Source organism: Sulfuricurvum sp., assembly GCF_023229695.1.
In the GTDB taxonomy this organism is placed as follows: domain Bacteria; phylum Campylobacterota; class Campylobacteria; order Campylobacterales; family Sulfurimonadaceae; genus Sulfuricurvum.
Genome location: NZ_JALNYS010000001.1, coordinates 233,977 through 253,598, shown reverse-complemented (window position 1 = coordinate 253,598; position 19,622 = coordinate 233,977). Strand labels below are relative to the sequence as shown.

Sequence of the window (19,622 nt, the reverse complement as noted above, 5' to 3'; positions counted from 1 at the left end):
GGAGCTCAGCATGGCATTTACCGTCGTACCGCGCCACGGAAACACACTCAAAGAGCGGATGTACCTCCCCTCGCTCATCGGCGGCCTCTCCACCACTTTCGGAACATTTTTCAAAAATATCTCGGACACGCAGGCCATCCCGACTCTCGAATATCCTGAAATCATGCCCACCGATATCACCTCCCGCTACCGTGGACACCATCGCCTTACCCACCGCGACGACGGCTCAATACGGTGCGTCGCCTGCTTTATGTGCGCCACCGCCTGTCCGGCACAATGCATCTTTATCGAAGCGGTAGAGCGCAACGATGGGTGTGACGAAAAAATGCCCGAACGGTTTGATATCGACTTGCTGGAGTGTGTCTTTTGCGGCTACTGCGTCGAAGCGTGCCCCTGCGATGCGATACGGATGGACAGCAACATCTTCAGCATCGTCGCCAAAGAGCGCCGCGATTTCGTCGTAGGCAAAGAGTATCTTCTGAGGGTGCGCGGCGGCTACGAACCCGAAACGAGTCAAGCCGCTTTGGGAGGGGAACATGAGTGATCTGCTCTTTTATCTTTTGGGGTCGGTGAGTCTGATCGGTGCCGTCGCAATGGTACTCGCCGTTCAGCCGATCTTCGCCGCGATCTATTTTATCATCGTCCTGATCGCACTGGCGGGGATATTTGCCCTGCTGGGATCGAGTTTCATGTTCGCGATTCAGATCATCATTTATGCCGGGGCCATCGTTTCGCTGATCTTATTTATCATCATGTTTCTCAATATCCAGCCCAAAAACCTCCCCAAAGAACCGATCAAAACCCGGATGATTGTGATCTCTGCCGCCCTTGTTTCCCCGTTCTCGTTTTTACTGATCCGTACGATTTCCCACACACCGCTTCAGCTCCATCCGCTGCCGAACGATTTCGGTACCCTTAAATCGATCGGCGCATCCCTCTACTCCTCGTTCGTTTTCCCTTTTGAGCTGATTTCGCTGCTGCTGCTGGTCTCCCTGATCGGATCGATCATCCTGACCCACCAAGAAAAGGAGGCATAACGATGCACGCCCATGCCCTTATCCTCTCCATCCTCCTCATCTCGATCGGGATTGTCGGTGTCCTCGCCCGGCGCAACCTCTTTATCGTCTACATGTCGATCGAGCTGATGCTCAACGGAATCAATCTGGGCTTCGTCACCGCCTCCTCGATCTGGGGAAAGGAGTCGGGAAATGTCATCGCCCTGTTGATTATGGCGATTGCCGCAGCAGAAGCGGCCCTCTTTTTGGCCATGATCGTGTTGCTGTTTCGTCACAAAACGGCGCTGGGAACCGATGATTTTCGCACCCTCGCTTCAAAGAGCCGTTCATGAATCTCCTTATTCTAACCCTTTTGCTCCCCTTTGTCGGTGCCCTGCTCATTACGTTGGGACGGTTTGGGCTAAAACACCCCTCGGCGCAGGAGCGCTTTGCCCGCTTCGTTTCGATCCTTATCCCCTTGTCCGGCGCGGTTTTGAGCTTCTACCTCTTTTTCGCCGCCTCCGGACCTTTTAAAGTGACCTGTTTTGAGTGGATTTCGATCGGTGCTCTGCACAGTCCGATCACCCTTCTCTACGATCCTCTCTCCTCGATCATGCTCCTTTTTATCACCCTGATCTCCTTTTTGATCTTTACCTACGCGACGGGGTACATGAAAGGAGACCGTGGCTATTCGCGCTTTTTCATCTATTTTCACCTCTTTTTGGGATCGATGGTGTTGCTGGTGCTGGCCGACAACCCGCTGGTGATGTTCATCGGATGGGAAGGGGTCGGGGTCTGTTCGTATCTTTTGATCGGTTTTTACATGGACGATCGGGCCAATATCGGAGCCGCCAACAAGGCCTTTTACCTGAACCGTATCGGTGATTTCGGCTTTGTCTCCGCCCTTGCGCTGTTGTTTGCTCAGTTGGGTTCCGATGCCATGAGCTACGGATCGCTTGCCGCCCATATTCCCCTCATCGACCCTTTTTACCGCACCCTGATCGGCAGTTTGCTGTTTGTGGGGGCGATAGGGAAATCGGCGCAGATCCCCCTCTACGTCTGGCTTCCCGACGCGATGGCGGGTCCCACCCCCGTATCCGCCCTCATCCATGCCGCGACAATGGTCACCGCCGGAGTCTATATGGTGGTACGGTTTGATTTTCTCTACACCCTTATCCCCGATGTCAGCCTCATCATCGCAATCATCGGAGCCTCTTCCGCCCTCTTGGCGGCCCTCTTCGCCTCGTTTGAGCGCGATATCAAAAAAATTCTCGCCTATTCGACGATGTCCCAGCTGGGGTATATGTTTGCGGGGGCCGGGTTGGGGGCCTACAGCGGGGCAATTTTTCACCTTTTCAACCACGCCTTTTTTAAAGCCCTCCTTTTTATGGGGGCCGGAGCCGTCATTATCGCGCTGCACCATCAGCAAAATATTTTCAAGATGGGATCTCTGCGCCGCCCTCTCCCTCTGATTGCCCTCGTCATGCTCATCGCAACCGCATCGATCAGCGGCGTCCCCCCCTTTTCGGGGTTTTTCAGCAAAGATCCCCTCATAGCCCAAGCCTACGGTACCGGGCACTACGCCATCTGGATCGCCCTTATGGGAACGGCTCTTCTCACCTCGTTTTACATGTTCCGCCTCTACTTCACCGTGTTTATCGCCCCCTCCCGCACCGAACACCCGCCGCTCCATCACGTTTCTCACTCCATGCAATGGCCGCTGGTGATCCTCGCCGTTGCCGCACTCGGAAACGGTCTATGGAACCTTCCCCATTTTATAGGTTTTTCTCCTCTGATGTCGGACTATTTGGGGATGCAGGATTTGAAAGTTCCCCTCCTCCCCTCCGCCGAATGGGGCTTATCGGCCCTCAATACGGCCCTTGCCCTCGCCGGTGCGGCCCTCGCCTACCGCCGTTTTGCCTCCAATCCGCAAGAACCCGATACCCAAAAGGTGCTCGTACGGCTGCTGGTCCGTAAACTCTATGTGGACGAATTCTATCTCCTCCTCGTCGCGCGTCCCCTCTTGTTTCTCAACCGTATGGTCAACACCCTCACCGAAACGGCTCTTGAGCGTGCGATTCAAACCACAGTCGCTCTCTATCGATACTATTCGAGACGCGTCGAGACGCGTCAGGACGGAGATGCAAACCACTACATGATGATTATGATGCTGGGGATCTCCTCGATCTGCGTCTATTTTCTCATCGTTTACCAAGGGACCTAAGTGAATACCCTCAATCTTCTAATCTTCCTCCCCCTCCTCACGGCAGCGGTGTTGTCCCTCCCGATCATCACCGCCCGTGCCGCGCGTACCATCGCCGTTGCCCTCTCGCTGGTGATGCTGGTGATCACCCTCTTTACCCTGAGCCGTTTCGATCCCTCCCTCCCGATCCAAATGGTTACCAAATCGTCATGGATCGAAACCTACGGCATCTCCTACCACATCGGCGCCGATCCGTTCAGCCTGATCATCATGATGGTCCTCTCACTGATAATGCCGGTCACCTTTCTTTTTATCCGTCAAGAGCCCAAAGGGATTCTCATCGCCCTCCTGATCGCCCAGAGCGGGGGGACCGGTGCCCTCTTTAGCCTCGATTTGATCTTGTTTTACCTCTTTTGGGAAGTGATGCTCTTCCCGATCTTCCTGATGATCGGTCTCTACGGCTCAGGAGAGCGGGTTAAAATAGCGATTGAACTCACCCTCTATACGATTTTCGGATCGGTCGCCATGTTTTTGTCGATTTTGATTTTAGGGGTCCAATATTTCGATCTGACCGGCCGTTTCAGTTTTGATCTCTTCGATATTGCCCGGATGATCGATGCCGAATCGTTTCGCCCGTGGGCCTTTTTCGGTTTTTTGGTCGCCTTTTTTATCAAAATCCCCCTCTTCGGATTTCACGGATGGCTCAAACGCTCCTACGAAGCCGCCCCTGCCGCCACCTTGATCATCCTCTCCGGCGTCATGGCCAAACTGGGTGTTTTTGCCCTCTACCGCTTCGTCTTTACCCTTTTTCCCGACCTCTCCCGTGATCTGGCCCCCTTCGTCATCGCGCTAGGGCTTTTCGGGATGATCTATTTCGGTATCGCCGCATTGCGTCAGGAAAAATTCCGATCCCTCTTCGCCTACTCTTCGGCCTCCCACATGTCCCTCATCATTGTGGGGCTCTTCACCTTTAATCTCTACGGCCAAAGCGGAAGCATCTACCTCATCACGGCCCATGCACTCGCCACCGCCGGTATTTTTCTCCTCCTCGAACGGATCAATTTAGGGGGGAATTCTGACTCCGTTTCCCACTACTCCGGCATTATCCGCACCGCCCCGCGCTTAGGGGTTCTTTTTACTCTTCTGGCCCTGAGCTTCGTCGGGATACCGGGGACAAGCGGCTTTGTTGCGGAGCTCCTCATCATTTACGGCGCTTTTGCCTACACACCGCTGATCGGGTTTATCACCGCCACCACCGTACTCATTGCCATGATCTTTATCTTATGGCTTCTTCAGCAGGTCCTCTTCGGCCCCTCTTCCCCCGCAGCAGAGAGGATAAAGGACCTCAATAGGGTTGAAACCGTAGCGATGGGGCTGCTCGTCTTCGTCATCTTTGGGATGGGGATCTATCCTGACCCTTTTCTCAGTGCTCTTTCCGCCGCACCTGCATCCTCGGGAGTCCGCCTATGAATCCGCTGTTTAGCGTTATGCCCCTTCTCATTGTCATCGCTTCCGCAGTCGCAACGATGCTGCTAAGCAGTTCCAAACGGCTTACATCGGCCCATTTCAGCCCTCTTATCATCGCCGTTTTGTCCGTTACCCTCATCTTTCAGCTCCCGATGATCGGCACCGTCTACAGTACCCTCATCTATCCCGACATTTTTAACCGAATGATCATCGCCGACAGTTTTTCCTCCCTCTTCACCCTCCTCTTCACCCTCGGAACCCTCTTCACCCTCGCGATCTCCAACCGCTATCTGATCGCCAACCCCATTTTCAAAGGGGAATTTTTCGCCCTCATCCTCTTTGCCTTGGGGGGGATGATTTCCCTTTCGATGTCGTATGAGCTTATCAGCGCCTTTATTGCGCTCGAAACCACTTCCCTTTCCATCTATGTTCTGATCGGGCTCAACCGCACCGATCCCCAAAGCAGTGAGGCCTTTTTCAAATACCTGCTGATCGGATCTTTTGCGGGGACTTTTTTTCTGATCGGCACCTTCTTGATCTATCTTCAGACCGGAACGACCCATCTGCATGAGATCGGAGCCTTTATCCTGACCCATCCTGCCGAAGAGATCCCTCTCGTTGTCATCGGTGGGGCGCTGATTATGGCGACGATCCTCTTTAAAATCGGTGCGTTCATGTTTCATTCGTGGGTCATGGATGTCTATGACGGTGCGACGATGCCGGTCATGATGTTTATGGCATCCACCTTCAAAATTGCCATTTTTTCGATCGCCATCCGCATCTATCTGGTCGATCTCTACCCCATCGTCCATCTCTATGAGTTTCCCCTTCAGGTCACCGCGATCCTGACGCTGCTGGGCGGATCGTTTCTCACGCTGGCCCAAACGTCGGTCAAACGGATGCTGGCCGCATCGAGTATCGTCCACAGCGGATACATTCTGCTGGCACTCGCATCGTTTCAGGGGAGCTACCTCTTGGCGGGTCCCTCCATTATTTTCTACCTCATCGCCTATTTTCTCTCTCTGGTCGGAGCGTTGGGGATATTGAGCTATATCTCCTATGTCGGGCATGAACACTACACGTTTGAAGATTTCAAAGGGTTCTCCGACATCCACCCCCTCCTCGCCGCGTGCATGACGATTTTTATGCTCTCCCTCGCCGGATTCCCCTCTACGATCGGATTTTTAGGCAAATTCTACCTCTTCAGCTCCGCCCTCTCCTCGGGGCACCTTGCGATGACGACAGCCGCCCTCTTCGCCGCCTTTGTATCGATCTATTACTATTTTCGTCTGATTGCGATGATCTATTTTTACGGAACCGACAGGCCGAAACTGAAAATCGAATTCACCCTCACTACGGCGACGATTTCTCTGATCGCCGCCCTGACGATCTGGGGAGGGATCGGAACCTCGCTGCTTGGCTTCATCCCCGGTGCGGACGGCATCATTGTCTATGCGAATCAGGCGATCGAATCGCTCACTATTTCGACACGCTAGAGAAGAGTAGAATACCCTTATGCACTACTCTTTTTTAGCCTCGTATCTCCTCATCCTGTTTGCCCTCTGGTATTCGCGCCGCGAACATTTCGGCCTCGAAAAACAGATCCTGACCAACTCCGTGTTGGCAATGGTGCAGCTCGGCCTCCTCGGATACGTCCTCGTCTATCTGTTTAAAATCACTCACCCCTCCCTCCTCTTTTTCGTCCTGCTGGGGATGACGGCATTCGGCGCCTATACGGCGCGCAAACGTTCCCCGCTGGGGGAGAAGGGGTTCGTAATCGCTTTTTCCGTTCTGGGGATCTCATCGGGGATCGTGTTTCTCTCGATGATGGCATTCGGGGTGATCCATATGGTCCCACATGAGATGATTCCCATCGGCGGTATGATCATCGGCAATGCCCTCAACGTCTATACCCAAAGCGTCGAACGGTTCAAAGGGGAGGTGAAAAATACGGTGGAGACGATCGAGGGGATGATCGCGCTGGGAGCACCGCTCAAAGAGGCCCTCTCGTTTGCCTCCAGAGCCTCCGTCAAAGCGGCGATGATCCCGACGCTGAACATGCTCCAGACGGTAGGGATCATCCACATTCCGGGGATTACGACGGGGATGCTCCTTGCCGGGGCCGATCCGCTCACGGCGGTCTCCTACCAATTGGCCGTCATGTACATGATGGTGGCGGTATCGCTCCTCGCAGCGGCCTTTACGATGATGTTTTCGTATCGGGAAATTTTTGGGGCAACGTTTGGCAGCACCCTCTCAGGTAGACAGAAAGGGTGACAAAAGATATCTAATCCATATTATTTATATATGCATTTAATATCTTTTAAACCCGGTTCATGGCGATCCGCTGCGCAAATGCCAACGCTTTGGGATGGAGAAAACAGAGCCTCTCCCAGGGACGGTTCGGTTGCGTCAATGTCACACGGTGCGCCGAAACGGAGCGGGAAAGGGCCACGTAAAACTGTGAGGGGGCAAATATCTCGTTCGTTTCGATGACGTAATCGGCCAGACTCATCCCCTGCGATTTGTGGATCGTGATCGCAAACGCCAGCGTCAGAGGAAACTGGCTGAGGGTGATCAGGTTCTCTTCCTTCACCGCTTTCCCTTTTTCAACCCAACGGCTCTTTGTCGTACCCGTCCGCTCCACTTTGACATTCACCCCGTCGCTTTTTCGGACCCAGATCACCTCCTCTTCGATGGAGATGATCCGCCCCCGCTCCCCGTTGTAGTAATTCCACGCATTGCGGGTAAAGAGGATCGGAGCTCCCACTTTGAGTACCAGTACCGGTTCGATACGGCTCTCGTTCATAAACCGCTCCACGTCACGCTCCTGCATCTTCGTGTCATGGAGGGTGACATAGGTGGAGATCGCAACCTCTTCCCCGTTCAAATGGGCCAATTGGGCACGATTATGGTTCTGTGCACTGATATTTTTCCCATACAGCAGGGTAATAGCGCTTTGATCCTCCGGCAAAGGGCGGATCAGGCGGTTCAACCCCTCCGACGCTTCCGCGTCGATACGGGCATGGCGAACCTGTTCTAGCAAACTCAAAAAATCGGCTTCATGGGTCCGGAATGACCCTTCCAAATGAAGGGTCTCAAAACCGAACCGCTCCCAGCTGAGGGATTCAAACGCAAAATAGATCGGATCATTCCCCCGCGTTACGGGAGGAAGCTGCAAAAAATCCCCCACCACGACGATTTTCCCTTCAAACTCCGCCTGAAGGAGCCGCAGACGTATCAAATCCAGTAAAGGGGCGCTCACCATAGAGATCTCATCGATGAGGATGATTCCCATCGATTTAATCAGTTTCGCAATTTTTTTGGGGCATTCGAGCTTGCCGCGCAGCTCCAGCTCCTCTTGCGAATTGGCGATTCCCAGATCGAAAAAACTGTGGAGCGTCTGCCCCCCGATCAGCGTCGCCGCCATCCCCGTCGAGGCGAGACGGGCGACCGATTGCCCCTTTTTTACCGCATCGTCGATCAACGCCTGCGTCAGCGTCGTTTTCCCCGCTCCCGCACCGCCGGTGATAAAGAGGTTAGAGGTTTCTAAGATTTTGAGGGCAGATTCGATCACTTTTTAAACATCTTTACACTGTGTAATCTTATCTCTGTACTGAATAGTGAGCAGTTTAAAATGTTTCTTCGCATAGGCAATCTTCCATTTTTCCCGACCTCTCAAATCACGCTCTTTATCACTCCCTTTGGTCTCCACGACAAAGCTCCCCTCGCTCTCGTCAAACTTAATCACCGCAAAGTCCGGGTTGTAATTTCCCAATGGCGTTTTGATTTTAAAGCGTTTGGGCAATTTGGTAAAAAACTTAAAATTCGTATCGGCACATTTTATAAAAGCTTGCTCCGTCTCTGAATCCCACGCTTCCGCTTCATACAGTCCTCTTTGGCACGCTTCTAAATTATACCCTTTGATTTCGTCCGCAAATACGTTTCCAAATTCATAATGCTCACCGCTAACCTGATACACGATCCCATCGCTTCCGCTTAGGATTTCATGCTTGGCATCGTCGAAAATCTCTAACGCTTTTTTGATATACTCATCACTGTTTTTGATAAAAGGTTTTAAATCTACCTTTTGAAATATCCCAATAATGGTCTCTCGTGATAAGCCGCTCTCACGTTCGATGAGGGCAACGATGTTCGGCAGAGTCTCTTCAATCGCCAGGCTGAAACTTTTTTCATCCCCGACAAAACCGTCCAAATCGCTTCTCAACGTTCCGTATTGCATCACGATCTTTTTTTCTTTGGTTTCGATACTGTTTAGTTTTTCGATGACCGCTTCTTGGAACTTCGCACTGTCTAGGCGAATGTCATAAACCGTTTTTTGCTTTAATTTCTCCCATAATTGAGCAAATTCACTCAACTCCTTCGCTTCCGGTCGGATTTTAACTGTTTTTTCCGCTCTTTTATTATTGAGTGTCGGACCGTTCGATCCGTCCGTCGCCTTGTATTCGGCTTGCAAACTTTTTGCAAACTCATCGAAACTCTCATTGGCGATAACCGTCAATCGATTAATATTCTTATCCTCGATCCGTTCCCCATTACTATCGACGGCAAGTCGCACCCCGCGACCCAAAATCTGTCTTTTTTTCATCTCGCTTTTGGTCTCGTTGAGTGTCGTAATAAAAAAGACGTTGGGGTTGTCCCATCCCTCTTTGAGGGCACTGTGGGAGAAAATAAAGCTAATCTTCTCATTAAAACTCAAAAGCTTCTCTTTTTCTTTCATAATCGTATCGAACATCTCTTTTTGGAGCTTGCGGTCTGCTTCATTGTTTTTCAGTTCATCGACATACCCGCTGTTTCGCTTTGCGAAATAAAACCCGTACACATCCCGTGCACTGAGGGGAGCAAAAGTCGGGTAAGAGACTTTTAGCCGCTCAAATTCAGCACAAAAATACCCTTCGATCCAACCCTCTTCATCTTGTAAAAAATTAGCAACTCTATCGATAAAAAAGAGGCTGAGGACTTTAATGTCCGATTGTTGAAGCGCTTCGTATTTTTCCATGTGCAGTTTGATCGCTTCGGTAATCTGAGCTTTTTGAATCTCTTGTTTGACCTGCCCGTTGATGGCATGAAGTTCCAGTTTCAACCCGTTGTCAAACGTGATAAACCCCTCGCGTCCATTGATCTCATCGACGGTAAAACCGCTATAAATCGGGTTTTTGGTCTTTTCGCTTAAGCTCTCATCCCCTTTGATTTTGAGCGCTTTTTTGACAAATTCATCTTTGTTTTTGACGATGAGTTCGAGATACGCCACGGGACGTTTGGAGGTTTTATCAATTTCGATTTTTTGGATGTTGATATAGACATCGTTAATCGTTTGGTTTTCGCTCAACGCCAATACGTCGATCTGTTTGACCAATCCTCTCTCCAATGCCTCTTTCGATGATAGAGTATAAACAAGGTTATAATAGTTCTTATGGGTTGCGGAATAACGGAGCGTAAAGAGGGGGTTGAGCTCTTTGATCGCCGTGACACTGAGTTCACTCTCCATATTTTGAGGCTCATCGAGGATGAGTATCGGTTTGGTTTTTTGGAGACTCTCTTTGGGCGTTGAGATAAACCCCTCTTGCAGTTGGTTTAAGACGGTATTGTTTCGCTTAAAACTGTCAATCGTCATAATCATAATTTGGAGAGTGTTATCTCGGATAAAATGTTTCAGCTGTCCCAATTTGGACGAATCGTATTCGAAATAATCATACGCAAACGGATAGAAGTCTCTAAAATACCCATCCATACTTCCCAGCGCATGAAGCACCCCCTCTTTGATCGCGATAGTAGGGACGATAATGATAAACTTGCTCCAGCCGTATTGGGTAAACAGCTCTAAAATCGTTTTGATATAAACAAACGTTTTCCCCGTCCCCGTCTCCATCTCTATCGAAAAATCGAGACTTTGAAGCATCAGCGATTCATCGATATTATTTTGCTTTTGAACACGGTTTAAATTCTCTAAAACACTCTCTTGGTTAATCGTAAATTCATTCGAACACACCGCTTCGCCGTCGAAGAGATCGAAATCGGCTTCAAAATGCTCCTGACCTATAAACAGATCGGTGATTGCATTTACCGCTTTTTCTTGATGGACTTGTTCGATGTATTTTATTTGCATTCTAAGCCCAATTTTTCTATAAAATAACGAAGCGATTCATTATTGTTACAATCAATATTCTGTTTCGATGCAAGGAATCTTTGCAGTAGGACTTCTTCTATATTTGTATTGCTTTTTAACCCAAAATACTTTTTTAAATCTTCTTTAGTCGCATTGTCACTTTTTTGCCAAGCAGACATCATCCACGCTTCTAACTCAGTAGATACAACAACAGTTGTTACATCACTTTGAGATGATAATCCCATTTTACTATCAAAATCTTTTTTTTCTGTGACCACACAAGATTTATTATCTAAATCAATTAAAATATATATTTCATTACACCCATTTTTATCTTTTAAATCTTTTATTCTACTATTCAATTTTATTTTATTTCTAATTTTCTGATTTCTTCCAGTCGCGGATGAAATGACTTTTATTCCTTTTATACTTGGATACTGTTTTTTTATGTGCTTTTCAAAAAAATCTTTATCTGTTGGACCTTCTACTATAACACCTATCTTTCTATTCATCGTATTCCCCAACTAAACCACACTTAATAATCTCTACTAAATCTTTATGTCTTTTCATGATTTTTTTGATATTCGGTATATCTTCAGCTCTTTGACCTTTAGTATCTCCCTCATAGTCACGGAACATAAATATGATCTCATCCAAATTCAACTGGCTCAAAAACTCTGTGCTATGCGTCGTGAAAAATATCTGCTTATCATCATCTCGCATCGTATTGAGAATATATGACAAAACTTTCATGTGCATATGTCGCTCAGGCTCTTCTATCATCATGCCTATTGAATGTTTATTTCCAATCAATGCTGTCATAATTGCTACAAAATGTATTGTTCCGTCTGAAACTTTTTGAAGCTTGATTGGATATGTTTTTCCATTTACTTCCTCGTTAAAAACAATATCAGTAGTAAAGCCATCTTTTATTTCCAATGAATTAATCAGCTCAACTTCCCCAATCAATGAAGTTGAAATATCTTCAAAAACTTCTTTATCAAGATTGCTTAAATGCTCAGCTAAATTAGTTCCATCTTTTAAAAAATATTCAAATCCCGACTCCTGCGTTCTTTTTATATCATGTGCATGAAAATAATGAGAAGCAAATAATGAACTCCTGTTAAATAAAAATCTAAAGTCCATCGGTTTTGTTAAAATATTATTTTTTTTGTTTATTTCTAGACCAAAAAGAAGTTGCACTAATTTATCAGTAGTATCGCGTTTTGTTTTTATCTCGTATTGAAGTGTCGAATTATTGTATGAAAAATCAAAACTTTCGTATCGTTTTTTTTCTAAGTTTTGAGCATATAGTAAATAGTTTTGTATATATTCATCAAAATCATTAAAAACCCTTAATTGTAAGCCATTTTGCAAATCAGCCTTATCAATTGGAATACTTTTAATTTTACTACTATATGAGATGATATCTATGTTGGATTTTTTCTCTTCAATATCCATACTAAATAAGAATGCAAGTTCTAGTTTATAATCTATGAATTCATCGGATACTAAAACTCTATTCTGAATATTAAATTTTGCATTCATAGATATTCTTTTTTCGTCTAAATAATGATAGTTTTGAATATTTTGAAATCCAATTTTTGCTATTGCTCTAGCTGTATTTTCATATATCAAAGCATCCAAAAATTCCAAAGCTTCTACAAGATTACTTTTCCCCGTATTATTTGGAGCAATGAGACAGTTGAGCTTTCCAAATTCAAATTTGCTATTATAAAAGCTTTTGAAATTATGGAGATAGAGACTTTCCAATATTATTGAACTTTTATATTCTCTTTCGATCGGTTCCGATGCGAAATTACCGTTGTCAAAATTTTGCCCGCCCGATCCTTCAAATCCAAATACCATGTTGTCTCCTACAGCGTCTCTAACGCAAAATACTCACGCAAGTTCAGTTTGGTACCATCATCGAGCGATTTATCGTAACAGATGAGCTTGATCCCCTGCGGTAAACATTCCCGTATATCATTGGCGATTTTGTGATCGAAGGTAAAGAAAAACTCACGGTTCTCTTCAAACAGACGGATAAAACTGTATTTTTCTTTTTTGAACTCTTCATAGTTTGCGCTCAGAGTAAACCCGTTTTTGAGTCCGATTTCATAGACGATATCGATCTTTTTCGCCCCTTGGGTGAGGATATTTTCATGGAAAATTGACATTTTGAGCATTTTTTCGATGCTTTCAACACTCTCACCGGGACGTTTTTTTACCTCTTTGAAAATTTGGAAATTGGAGTTGTCTAACACATAGGATTTAAAGCCGTCTTGGTAATCGAGTTTTTGGATCACCCGCTTGATTCGCTCTTTGGTGATGTCGCTGATTTTTGTGTAGCCTGCTTTGTACGCTTCGCTCTTTTCATCGGTTGCTTCGGGGAGCTGAACGAGGATGTATTTTCGATTGCCGCCGTCTTCGATATTTTGCGCCATCACGGCATGTGCCGTCGTCCCGCTTCCGGCAAAAAAATCGAGGATAATATCCTCACTAGATGTTGTTGCTTCAAGAAAATATTGTATCAGTGTTGATGGCTTAGGAAAACTAAAAAGCTTACTTCCAAATAATTCAACCATCTCTTTATTCCCACTCTCACTCATCCCTATATCCTTTGGGAAATGAGTAGAAATGGCTTTAATTGCTTCTTCTGTACCATATTTTTTTAAAGCTTTTGCACGATCTTCACTTTCAAAAACCCGATAATATGGTGTTTTAATATTTAAAAAATCATAATCATCCGGGAATACAATTTTCCCTTTATCATAATAATCTTGAAATGTATCACGAGTAACACCCCATGTTCTTTTCGGATTATATGGGTATTTTTTTCCTGTTTTTGGATCAATCATCTCAAAAGCTGAATTTGGACGTTCATCATCACTACGTTGTGTTGTTAAATCGGATAAACGCCAACCGTCATTTGGAAAATCATCCGTATAATAATATTTCTGTTCATGCGAAATACCTGCTAAAAACTTCTCTTTTGCATAACATATAATCCATTCATAGTCTTGTGAAACTCCAAATGGCACATCACTTTTTGCTGTTCTTTTGCGCCAAGGAAAAATAGCCACAAAACTCTCTTCCCCATAAATCTCATCCATTACTTTACGGAGATTATGCACCTCATCATCGTCGATAGAGACGAAAATCACTCCATCATCGCGGAGTAGATTTCGGCTGAGCCACAGACGCGGATAGATCATATTGAGCCAGTTGGTATGACGTCGTCCCGTGCTAGAGGTTTTGGTACTGGTGTACCCCTCTTCGCGAAGCTGATCGGTTTGGATGAGATAGTTGGTAATCGTGTCACCCCATGTGTCTTTGTAGACAAAATCTTTATCTTTGTTATAGGGGGGATCGATGGTGATCATCTTGATTTTTTTATGGTACGAGGTTTGGAGGAGTTTGAGGACTTCGAGGTTATCCCCTTCGATAAAGACATTCTCTCCATCAGGGATAGTGGTGTCGGTATCGAGTTTTAACGTCGCATTGGATTTTTGGCGGATCGTTTGGTAACACCCTTTTTTACCGTTCCACGTAAAGCTGTAGTGTTCGCTTTTCTCATCGGATTGCGGGGCAACGATGCTTTTGAATTTGTCGATGTTGATCACACCGTCATCGAAAATTTCGGGAAAAATGTTTTTGAGCTCTTCCAGTCTTTGAGCTAGTAAATCCCTACTTTCCAACTCCATCCAAACAACCTCGCACTAAAATAACTCTTATTGTAACCAACGTTTAATAAAACGGAGGGAAAAGGTGTTTAGAGCAATTCAATCACCCGTCCGAAAGGGACATCGATTCGCCCCGGAGCAATCCACAGCACCTCATACGGCGGCTCATAAGGGGGAAATTTGCCGTCGAGATCGGTAAAATAGAGGAGCACTTTCGGCAAAACCGCCCCCTCTGTGATCGATTCAAAGACGGGGGTAAAATCGGTTCCGCCGCCGCCGGTGAGAGTGTAGGTGATCCTTTCGCCGCTCTCAAATCGCTCACGGCTGCGGATACGCTCATCGCATACCAGCAGTTCGATAGTGTACGATCCGAAGAGTTCTGTGATCGATTCGATCTCGGCGATAAAGCGGGAGAGGAGCACCTCATCCACCGAACCGGAGCTGTCGATGGCAATGGCGAGTTCCAGATGGCGCGAATGGGCACCGGGGAGGTATATCCCCTCGTACAGCAGTTTTTTGGAAGGGGGGATGAGGGTGTAATCGCTGACGTAATAGCCGCCGATAGTGTCGCGAAGTTCGCTGCGCCAATCGACGACTCCCCTTTTTTGGAGAGGGATGAGCCTCTCCAGCCCCTCAGGCAATCGCTTCATCGCTTCCCCCTTCTGGAGCGCCGAACGCGAAAGAATCTCCTGCTGCGCCGTTTCGAGCTTCTCGTCCGGCGTCTCGTCACTGCGGCGCGAATCGGAATCTTTGTCGTTCAATTCCTCCCGGGTGATCGTATCGAGGAGCATCTCGTAAATCTCTTCGGCATACTTATCCCGAAACCGGGGATCGTAGGTGATTTTACTCGGGGGTTCGAAACCGTTGTCGATCAGCAGGTTGTTGATCGCATGGTCGCATGCGCTATACCACAGCCACGGGCTGCGGCTTCCGATACGGGAGGGGTGGGAGAGGACCCCGTGCAGCGAGACGTTGGCGAGGGAAAAAGCGATTTGATTATCGTTAAGGGTTTGAAAAAAATCTTCCCGGTACTCGAACCGGTTTCCGACACGGGTAAACGACTCGATGTCGTTGTTCACCGCAATCTCCAAAGCGCTCGCCAATGTCCCGAAATAGGGGTATTCTGCAAGTAATTTGGATTTGACACGGGAAAAATCTAACATAACAGATAGGCATAGGCATCGACCCACTCACCGTAAGCATCCAGATGGTCCATCAAAATTCCCTGACGCTGAAGGTCCTGAACGATCATTACGGCAAACTCGCTTTGGAGGTTCAGGGTGTAACGCAGAAGAGACTCGATTGTCTCCTCTTCCGGATTGCGCAAAATCCGTGAGACCAAAGCCGAAGAGAGGGCATAAAGAGCCGAAACATCACTCGGATATCCTCCCTCCTCTCCGCGCAGGATCGCATCGATATCGGGAAGCAGAGACATCACCTTGCAAAACCCTAGAAAATCGACCGCCCCCTCCCGTCCGATCGCCCCGGTAATCGTATCCAGAAGGAGATTTTGGGGAAGGGGGCTGTTGAGAATCGCATGAACCGCTTCCCAGCTTCGCGGTGTCGCGAAACTGCGCTCATTGCGCGTCGGGTCAAATCCGAACAATGCCTCATTTTTAAATCCGATATACGCAAGAATCCGCTCATCAATGCCGCGCCCGATCGCCCAGTCGCGCCAGTCGGAAACATTCACCTCCATCTCGATATGGACAAAACGGTTTGCCAGCGGTGAGGGGAGACGGTAGACGACCCCCCGATCCCCCTCACGGTTCCCCGCCGCGACGATCGCCCACCCCTCGGGGAGAGTATACTCCCCCACTTTACGATCCAGTATCAGCTGATAGGCCGATGCCTGAACTGCCGGTGCGGCAGAGTTGAGCTCATCGAGAAAAAGTATCCCCTTCCCCTCTTTCGGCAAAAATGACGGCGGCGCCCACAGGGCGGTACGCGAACCCTGCTCATAAAACGGAATCCCTTTGAGATCGGTCGGATCCATCAAAGAGAGACGCAGATCAATGCACGCAATCCCTTCCCTGAGAGCGATTTGCTTGACGATGGACGATTTCCCGATCCCCGGAGGGCCCCACAGAAACGTAGGAATTTTTGATTCGATCAACGCGCGCATGGTGGTGATGGTTTCAGACGTTCTCACACTTGCCATCCTAAATTATGGGTTTGAATATGTTTCCCGTAGGCGGGATTGGTTTTGACGCTCCGCTCGAAGCGTTGATCAAGACTCAGCTGGTAGAGGATCTCCACCGGCGCCGAAGGATTCAGGGCGATCATTGATAGAATTTCCCTCCCCCCTTGGGCATACAGCTCCCGTAAAAAACGCTCCGGCAGCGAAGTGTTGGATGCAAGTTCCAGAGGGCACTCCCCCTTTTCGTACAACATTTTTAACAGCAACTCCTCTACGCAGGGGTTTTTTGCCAGCCCTTTATGGACTTCCAGTTCCCCTCTTTGCAACAACTCTTCTTGCATCGAAACGCTCAGACTCCGGTTTGTTGCCAACGCAGCCGCATGTTCTTGGATCAAACGGTTAAAACGCCCTTCATCCAGCACTGTAGCCGCACCTATCAACTCGGGGTATTGCTTTTCAAGCACCTCCCCCCCTTCCGGCGAGAGAGAGGGGTTGGAGGCGAGAAGCCGATTCACCGGTTCCTCCTGTAGCCCCATCAACACGTTCTCCAAAGAGAGCGGAACCCTCTGCGCCAAGACGGAAGCTCTACTTGGCAGCAGCAGACGTAAAATCCGTTCGCCGGTTTCGGGATGAATCGCCATTGCATCCAACACTCCCGCCAGTGAGCGATCCCCCGGGGTTCGAAGCTCTTTTTGAATCGGAGAGAGTTCGCTGATCGCATCGATCAATTCTCTATTCCCATACCGTTCGATCAGATGGGCCAACCCGCTCATCGCATACTGAACATTGTGATTGCGAGCCAAATCTTTATAAAAACGGCCGATGATCGATGCGGTGACATCCCGATTTCGATCATTATCAAAAAGCCCCTCAGTTTCCCAATCATAAAGTTTAAGAAGCTTATAAAAAAGTTCGTCGCCGAGGTAAGGATTTTGGAGAAAATCGACCAGTCGTTCCTGATCGTTGGAGAGTTTTAAACTCATCAACAGGCGGTTGGGTTCGATTGAGCGGCACAGCCACTCTTCGACCGCATTAATCTCAACGATTTTTGCAGCACGCCGCTCATAAAGATCGGCACTCTCTTGCTGTTCAAGAGGGTTCATCAGCCGCCCTTCAATAATCAAAGCGCTCTTTTCGTCCCACTTCCGGGTGAGCTCAATACGGTGAAGCTTTAAAAGCGTTTCAAATTCGCTACCCTTTAGTGAACGGGTTTTTCCGAGCAATAGTACCGATTTACCGCTTAGTTCCTGAAAGTTCATGGCCGCATTATAATCCATCAGCCTAAAAATAGGGGGCAAAGGTATAATGTCACCATTATTTTTTAGGTATCGGTAAAGGAATGATCGCATGGATACTTTATACGACGGAATCGCCGCTTATGACGTTCAAGATTACCAAAAAGCCCGTGAGCTTCTCTATCCGCTAGCCGCCTATAAACGCAACGCCGAAGCACAATTTTATATGGGGATGATCTATTTTTACGGCGAAGGGGTCGAAAAGGATATCGATCAGGCAATGGAGTGGTGGAAAAAAGCGATGCGCTCCGGACACACCGATGCGGCCTACCGCCTCAGCGAAATTTCGACATCAACCAAGACAACGTTTTAACCGTGGCGTTTACCCTTATGGAGACAAAAGCAACCAAAGGGTATCATATTATTATCACTTTTGAAGGCAATAATCAATGAGTCACCCTTTAAAAACACGCCGTAAAGAGATGTACGAGAAACTCGCTCAAAAAATTACCGATTTTGATTATCGTCATACCCGTTACAAAGTGAATTATTCGATAGCCGTTTCCTATACCCCCGAATCGCTGGATATGGCCCCGCTTATCTCTTATATCCGTAAAACCGACCGATACATCTGTTTGGACGAAACGGTTCACGCCGTGGTATTCGACTGTGCCAATGCGGAACAGGGGATTAAAGCGGCCAATAACCTCCTCACCTATTTTCAACACGCCAATTTTTCAAAATCGATCTATGCCAGTATTATTATCGCCGACGATTTTACCAACACCGGACAGATGATTGCCAAACTCTTCGATTTACTCGATTATGCGATTCAGCACAATATGGATAATCTGATCGTAGACAGTTCGCAAATAGTTTGGAACCACTAAATAACTGTTGTTACGCACTTTTCGGGCAAAGCCCGTAAAGTGGCAGGGGACAATTTGTCCCCTGCACCCCCCTGAAGCTACCCGCATCTTTCGGATGCGGGAGATTATACCGTCTATCTTTAACTGTACATACGCATTTTGTCATCCCGTACTTGATACGGGATCCATCTCTTGCATTGGATTTTGTGTCGTAGCACGGAATGACGAGAGTATGCTTAGTTAATAAAGTTTGGTATAAAAAGCCAAGTAGTTGGCTTTTTTGACGCTTTTCACCCCTGCACCCCCCTGAAGCTACCCGCATCTTTCGGATACGGGAGATTACTAATCTTTTCGCACGTCTTTAGACAAGGTACGTAAGGTCATCAAAATATTCCAATCAAAATAAATAACACTATGGTATAATCCAACAAATCACCTAAAGTTGTATCACTATGATTACTATTTTGCAGGAACGCCGCCCTCATCTTCAAGAGCAGTTAGTTCAGAAAATTGCCTATTTTGATTATAATTTTTCCCGTTACCATATTCATTATACGATAGCCATTGCCTATATCTCCGAAGAGGAGGGCAATCTTAACGTCCTCTCCAAAAATTTACGCAAAAGCGACCGCTTGGTAATGTTTCAAAAAAATCTCTGTGCCGTTATTTTTAACAGTGCCGATGAGACAAACGGACTCAAAGCGGCCAACAATCTACTCACCGACGTACAGGCACTCTTTTTTTCAAAGCATCTTTATATGGCCGTTGTCACCGCTACCAACACGAAAAGCAGTTTTCAACTGGTCTATGACCTTTTTGATCTCCTCCAGTACGCTATCGGGCATAATATGAATAATCTCGTTCTGGAAGCCTCTCAGATTACCAAATACGATTGACCCC

At 47.5% G+C, this 19,622-nt stretch carries 18 protein-coding genes; 10 read left to right on the top strand and 8 right to left on the bottom strand.

Annotated features, from left to right (window positions below):
* Positions 1-10 precede the first annotated feature (10 nt).
* From M0P91_RS01320 to fetB, 7 genes are read left to right on the top strand one after another with little or no spacing between them, the layout of a single operon-like run.
* The gene (locus tag M0P91_RS01320) at positions 11-544 is read left to right on the top strand and encodes an NADH-quinone oxidoreductase subunit I (protein ID WP_295063383.1); all 534 of its coding nucleotides are present in this window, start codon (positions 11-13) and stop codon (positions 542-544) included.
* Positions 537-1,037, top strand: a complete 501-nt coding sequence (locus M0P91_RS01315) for an NADH-quinone oxidoreductase subunit J (RefSeq protein WP_295063380.1) — start codon at positions 537-539, stop codon at positions 1,035-1,037. Before M0P91_RS01320 ends, M0P91_RS01315 begins: the two co-directional genes overlap by 8 nt.
* A 2-nt stretch (positions 1,038-1,039) precedes the next feature.
* Positions 1,040-1,348, top strand: coding sequence for an NADH-quinone oxidoreductase subunit NuoK (gene nuoK / locus M0P91_RS01310; RefSeq protein WP_295063377.1), 309 nt, complete (start codon positions 1,040-1,042; stop codon positions 1,346-1,348).
* Positions 1,345-3,219: an NADH-quinone oxidoreductase subunit L gene (nuoL, locus tag M0P91_RS01305; RefSeq protein ID WP_295063374.1), complete on the top strand. Its 1,875-nt coding sequence runs from the start codon at positions 1,345-1,347 to the stop codon at positions 3,217-3,219. The genes nuoK and nuoL overlap by 4 nt, the downstream gene beginning before the upstream one ends.
* A complete protein-coding gene (locus tag M0P91_RS01300) occupies positions 3,220-4,668 on the top strand; it encodes a NuoM family protein (RefSeq protein WP_295063371.1) in 1,449 nt (482 codons plus the stop codon).
* On the top strand, positions 4,665-6,161 hold the full coding sequence (locus M0P91_RS01295) for an NADH-quinone oxidoreductase subunit N (protein ID WP_295063368.1): 1,497 nt from the start codon (positions 4,665-4,667) through the stop codon (positions 6,159-6,161). Before M0P91_RS01300 ends, M0P91_RS01295 begins: the two co-directional genes overlap by 4 nt.
* A gap of 19 nt (positions 6,162-6,180) precedes the next feature.
* Positions 6,181-6,942, top strand: a complete 762-nt coding sequence (gene fetB / locus M0P91_RS01290; protein WP_295063365.1) for an iron export ABC transporter permease subunit FetB — start codon at positions 6,181-6,183, stop codon at positions 6,940-6,942.
* Positions 6,943-6,988: 46 nt separating this feature from the next.
* On the opposite strand, the gene M0P91_RS01285 is transcribed toward fetB, so the two are convergent.
* The 8 genes from M0P91_RS01285 to M0P91_RS01250 form a co-directional block, all read right to left on the bottom strand.
* Positions 6,989-8,242 carry an AAA family ATPase gene (locus tag M0P91_RS01285; RefSeq protein WP_295063362.1) on the bottom strand — a complete coding sequence of 418 codons (1,254 nt, stop codon included), beginning with the start codon at positions 8,240-8,242 and terminating at the stop codon, positions 6,989-6,991.
* 3 nt (positions 8,243-8,245) lie between these two features.
* Positions 8,246-10,792 carry a DEAD/DEAH box helicase family protein gene (locus tag M0P91_RS01280; RefSeq protein ID WP_295063359.1) on the bottom strand — a complete coding sequence of 849 codons (2,547 nt, stop codon included), beginning with the start codon at positions 10,790-10,792 and terminating at the stop codon, positions 8,246-8,248.
* A complete protein-coding gene (locus M0P91_RS01275; RefSeq protein WP_295063356.1) occupies positions 10,783-11,304 on the bottom strand; it encodes a DUF3226 domain-containing protein in 522 nt (173 codons plus the stop codon). Before M0P91_RS01275 ends, M0P91_RS01280 begins: the two co-directional genes overlap by 10 nt.
* A complete protein-coding gene (locus M0P91_RS01270; RefSeq protein WP_295063353.1) occupies positions 11,297-12,661 on the bottom strand; it encodes an AAA family ATPase in 1,365 nt (454 codons plus the stop codon). The genes M0P91_RS01275 and M0P91_RS01270 overlap by 8 nt, the downstream gene beginning before the upstream one ends.
* Before the next feature lie 8 nt (positions 12,662-12,669).
* Positions 12,670-14,499, bottom strand: coding sequence for a site-specific DNA-methyltransferase (locus tag M0P91_RS01265; RefSeq protein WP_295063350.1), 1,830 nt, complete (start codon positions 14,497-14,499; stop codon positions 12,670-12,672).
* A 68-nt stretch (positions 14,500-14,567) separates the two neighbouring features.
* A complete protein-coding gene (locus tag M0P91_RS01260) occupies positions 14,568-15,641 on the bottom strand; it encodes a VWA-like domain-containing protein (protein ID WP_295063347.1) in 1,074 nt (357 codons plus the stop codon).
* Complete coding sequence (locus M0P91_RS01255; protein WP_295063344.1) at positions 15,635-16,630, bottom strand: MoxR family ATPase; 996 nt, start codon at positions 16,628-16,630, stop codon at positions 15,635-15,637. Before M0P91_RS01255 ends, M0P91_RS01260 begins: the two co-directional genes overlap by 7 nt.
* Entirely contained in the window at positions 16,627-17,877 is a 1,251-nt protein-coding gene (locus M0P91_RS01250) for a hypothetical protein (RefSeq protein ID WP_295063341.1), read from the bottom strand. Before M0P91_RS01250 ends, M0P91_RS01255 begins: the two co-directional genes overlap by 4 nt.
* 88 nt (positions 17,878-17,965) lie before the next feature.
* Between M0P91_RS01250 and M0P91_RS01245 the strand changes: the two genes are divergently transcribed.
* The 3 genes from M0P91_RS01245 to M0P91_RS01235 all read left to right on the top strand — a co-directional run bounded on the left by M0P91_RS01245 (position 17,966) and on the right by M0P91_RS01235 (position 19,618).
* Positions 17,966-18,226, top strand: coding sequence for a hypothetical protein (locus tag M0P91_RS01245; RefSeq protein WP_295063338.1), 261 nt, complete (start codon positions 17,966-17,968; stop codon positions 18,224-18,226).
* 76 nt (positions 18,227-18,302) lie between these two features.
* On the top strand, positions 18,303-18,743 hold the full coding sequence (locus M0P91_RS01240; protein ID WP_295063335.1) for a hypothetical protein: 441 nt from the start codon (positions 18,303-18,305) through the stop codon (positions 18,741-18,743).
* Between the two features lie 431 nt (positions 18,744-19,174).
* Complete coding sequence (locus M0P91_RS01235; protein ID WP_295063332.1) at positions 19,175-19,618, top strand: hypothetical protein; 444 nt, start codon at positions 19,175-19,177, stop codon at positions 19,616-19,618.
* Positions 19,619-19,622 lie beyond the last annotated feature (4 nt).

Coding starts and splice junctions, on each gene's coding strand:
- M0P91_RS01320 (WP_295063383.1), top strand. CDS start 11: ATGGCATTTACCGTCGTACCGCGCCACGGAAACACACTCAAAGAGCGG.
- M0P91_RS01315 (WP_295063380.1), top strand. CDS start 537: ATGAGTGATCTGCTCTTTTATCTTTTGGGGTCGGTGAGTCTGATCGGT.
- nuoK (WP_295063377.1), top strand. CDS start 1,040: ATGCACGCCCATGCCCTTATCCTCTCCATCCTCCTCATCTCGATCGGG.
- nuoL (WP_295063374.1), top strand. CDS start 1,345: ATGAATCTCCTTATTCTAACCCTTTTGCTCCCCTTTGTCGGTGCCCTG.
- M0P91_RS01295 (WP_295063368.1), top strand. CDS start 4,665: ATGAATCCGCTGTTTAGCGTTATGCCCCTTCTCATTGTCATCGCTTCC.
- fetB (WP_295063365.1), top strand. CDS start 6,181: ATGCACTACTCTTTTTTAGCCTCGTATCTCCTCATCCTGTTTGCCCTC.
- M0P91_RS01280 (WP_295063359.1), bottom strand. CDS start 10,792: ATGCAAATAAAATACATCGAACAAGTCCATCAAGAAAAAGCGGTAAAT.
- M0P91_RS01275 (WP_295063356.1), bottom strand. CDS start 11,304: ATGAATAGAAAGATAGGTGTTATAGTAGAAGGTCCAACAGATAAAGAT.
- M0P91_RS01270 (WP_295063353.1), bottom strand. CDS start 12,661: ATGGTATTTGGATTTGAAGGATCGGGCGGGCAAAATTTTGACAACGGT.
- M0P91_RS01265 (WP_295063350.1), bottom strand. CDS start 14,499: ATGGAGTTGGAAAGTAGGGATTTACTAGCTCAAAGACTGGAAGAGCTC.
- M0P91_RS01260 (WP_295063347.1), bottom strand. CDS start 15,641: ATGTTAGATTTTTCCCGTGTCAAATCCAAATTACTTGCAGAATACCCC.
- M0P91_RS01250 (WP_295063341.1), bottom strand. CDS start 17,877: ATGAACTTTCAGGAACTAAGCGGTAAATCGGTACTATTGCTCGGAAAA.
- M0P91_RS01245 (WP_295063338.1), top strand. CDS start 17,966: ATGGATACTTTATACGACGGAATCGCCGCTTATGACGTTCAAGATTAC.
- M0P91_RS01240 (WP_295063335.1), top strand. CDS start 18,303: ATGAGTCACCCTTTAAAAACACGCCGTAAAGAGATGTACGAGAAACTC.
- M0P91_RS01235 (WP_295063332.1), top strand. CDS start 19,175: ATGATTACTATTTTGCAGGAACGCCGCCCTCATCTTCAAGAGCAGTTA.